The 1,528-nt window shown below is 58.1% G+C and carries 1 pseudogene; it reads right to left on the minus strand.

Annotated features, from left to right (window positions below):
• Positions 1–1,409: 1,409 nt before the first annotated feature.
• A pseudogene (locus ASU23_RS34815) lies at positions 1,410–1,528 on the minus strand (IS481 family transposase); the annotation flags it as partial.

Raw genomic sequence — 1,528 nt, forward strand, 5'->3', positions numbered from 1 at the left:
CCCCCCCCCCCGGGGAGACGGTTTCCGATCCTTGATCGCCACATTGCAAGGCACTCCATACCAGTGTCGGGCCTTGGCAGTTATCGATCGACCGGCCAACGGCCTTCCGGCTAAACATGTCAACTACCGCGCCACGGTACAATTCTTCCGGGTAAGAAGTTCGGTAATTACGTTAACCCACAACTCATTTGGCTCGATACGATGAAACTGCCGGTGCACGAGATCCTCCGCCGTCGCGACGCCCTTCAACCGTTGGTCTTTCGCCGGACCAGGCAGGCCGGCGACGCCGAACCTCATGAGTTCGCCGACGAGGTTTTCACTGACCACGATGTCATACCGCGCGTGAGCTCCGTATACACAGATCAAGACCCGTAGGGCTGTCGCGAGGCTGTGTGGAGTTCTCCGATCAGCCCGTGAGCCACTGCCAGCGAATCCGTGGCGGATGACATCGGCTGGATCTTGTAGACGCAGTAACCTAGGTTGCTGACACCAAAGCCGGCAACAGCCCTTCACGGGTTCCGGCGTCGACGAGCATGTCGAATATCGGGTGAATTCTTCTGGGGCCGAGCAGTTCTCCCTGAACAGTGCCGCGGCAGTGCGGAGGATTTCGACTTCGATTTCGAGTAGTCGGATGCGCTTATTCGCTTTGGTCAGCTGCGCAGATTCTGTTCTGGTGATGCCTGACCGTTCACCCCGGTCGACTTGATCTGGGCGAACCCAAGTGTGGAGCGCGGCGGCGCTGAGGCCGAGTTCGTATACGGCGGTGGTGATCGGTTTGCCAGCTCGGACAAGAGTTGCGGCCCGGAATCGGAACTCCGACGGATACGGTCGTGGCATGAATCGAAGCCTTTGAGCGAGCGGCGATCCGCACTCCGACATGGGTAAGAAACCTTGGGGCAAGTCAAGATGCCGACACTAGCCCTGGTGATTGCGTTGAGCTGCATCTGACTCGACGGCCGCCGGAGTGAACTGTGTCCTTGTTTGGATCTATCGGTGGTCGTCGCCAGCCGTTCGTGGCTTTCCGCTGCAACGAGCGTCGATCCGGGGTTCTCCTCGATTTTCACGTCACCGCATTCATCGATCGTCCGAGGCGGGTTACAAGGCTCTGCTGCATCGGTTTTCGTCGATTGGTTTGGTGACTCGGATCGGAGTCGAACGCACCGGTTCGCATGGCGTCGCCGTGACCGCACTTCTGCGCAGCCAGGGCTTCGAGGTAGTCGAAGTGAACCACCCAATCGGCAGATACACCGTTTGCGAGACAAGACCGATTCGATCGATGGGGAACGCCGGTGAAATCCGTACTTTCTGAAACCGCGATGCTTTCCCGAAGTCACGCGGTGGGACAACAGAAACGAGCCGGTCACTTCACAGCAGTTTGCCTGAATTGAGTTGATACTCTATGGCACCAACTAGTTGTATGAGGAACGGACGTTAGTTACGCGGTGCCGGCGGTAAGCGGCGGGCGGTCGTCCTCCGCGTGTTGAATGCGGTCGATGATAATTGTAGTGAACGTTCCAGATTTCCACGG

Source organism: Rhodococcus sp. KB6, assembly GCF_001445685.1.
In the GTDB taxonomy this organism is placed as follows: domain Bacteria; phylum Actinomycetota; class Actinomycetes; order Mycobacteriales; family Mycobacteriaceae; genus Rhodococcus_F; species Rhodococcus_F qingshengii.